Genomic DNA, 1,471 nt, shown 5'->3' on the forward strand with positions numbered 1-1,471 from the left:
GCAGCCAGCGGCGTCTACAACGAGCTCCAGGCCGGCTCCTATGTGTTCATGGATGCCGACTATGCACGAAATCGTCCCGCTCCCGATTTCGAACAATCGCTGTTCGTGCTGAGCACCGTCATGAGTGCGGCCCGTCACGGCATCGCGGTTCTGGACTGCGGCCACAAGGGGATTGCTATCGACAGCGGACTTCCTCTCATTCACGCCAGGCAGGATATCGACTATGCCGGCGCATCCGACGAGCACGGTTCGCTCATCCTGCGTTCGGATCCCGGAAGCCTTGCCATCGGAGAAACGCTGCGTCTCGTTCCCGGCCATTGCGATCCAACGGTCGACCGCTATGACTGGTATGTCGGCATGCGCGGCAAACGGGTCGAATGCGTCTTCCCTGTCGCAGCGCGCGGAATGATGCAATGACGCTCGCGGTTCTTCCGGGGGCCGAAACCCCGTCCCGGCAACTGAGGCTGCGCTGCATCGCTTGCAATGCCACCCGGCCGCCGACCCTGGTCTACCGTTGTCCCGATTGCGGCGGCATACTGGAGGTCACGCGTCAAAAACCGGAAGGGCGCGGCTGGCTCAGAGCTGACTTCGTCGCAGATGATATTACTCTTGGAGAAGGCGGCACGCCGCTTCGAGAACTCAGATCCGATCTCCTCCACGTCGGCTTCAGAGGCCGGTTGCTCGTCAAGGACGAAACCCGCAATCCATCCGGCTCCTTCAAGGACCGCCTTGTGGCAGCGGCATTGAGCCAGGCGATCGCGCTTGGAGCGAAGGGGATCGTCAGTGCGTCGAGCGGCAACGCCGGTGCCGCTGCCGCTTGCTATGCCGCGAATGTCGGAATTCCCGCCATCATCGTCTGCCCGGATACGACGCCGCGTGGCAAGCTGGCGCAGATTCTCGCCTATGGCGCCATGCTTGAGCAAGTGCCCGGCCATTACGGAAACGCGTTTGAACATGCCAGACTACGTTGCGCCGAGACCGGCTATGCAAACCTGACGACGACCTATCTGAATCCTTATGGCGTAGATGCCTTGCGGCTGATCGGGCAGGAACTCCATGAGCAGATGGAAGGCGTCGGACCCGATTGGATCGCCATCCCGACAAGTTCCGGACCGTTGGTTAAAGGCGTCTTTCAGGGCTTCATGGATAGGGCTGGCAAAGTGCCTCGCCTGATCGCGGCGCAGTCTGACGGCTGTGCTCCGATAGCAAGGGCCTTCGAGGACGGAAAAATCGAGGTTGATAGCTGGGAGAGCCCCAAGACGATCGCTTCGGGCATTTCGGACCCGTTGCTGGGCTATCCCGAGGAAGGCAGCCTGACGCTTTCGCTTGTCCGCGCGAGCAAGGGCGTTGCTTACGCCGTCGGAGATGCGGATATTCGCGCGGCGATGATCGACTTGGCGCACAAAGCCGGTCTTTTCTGTGAACCGACGGGCGCGACCTCTCTCGCTGCTGCCCGGGATCTGTTCATAAA

General features: G+C 61.3%; 1 protein-coding gene and 1 pseudogene. Both read left to right on the top strand.

Translation table 11 applies throughout. The annotated features are described in order from the left end of the window. Positions 1-417 (top strand): annotated as a pseudogene (locus EN984_RS34350) (DSD1 family PLP-dependent enzyme); the annotation flags it as partial. Then, on the top strand, positions 414-1,471 hold a 1,058-nt coding region (locus EN984_RS34355; RefSeq protein WP_127384342.1), incomplete at its 3' end, for a pyridoxal-phosphate dependent enzyme. The pseudogene EN984_RS34350 and the gene EN984_RS34355, both read left to right, overlap by 4 nt.

This window comes from Mesorhizobium sp. M7A.F.Ca.CA.004.12.1.1, from assembly GCF_003997835.1.
GTDB lineage: Bacteria > Pseudomonadota > Alphaproteobacteria > Rhizobiales > Rhizobiaceae > Mesorhizobium.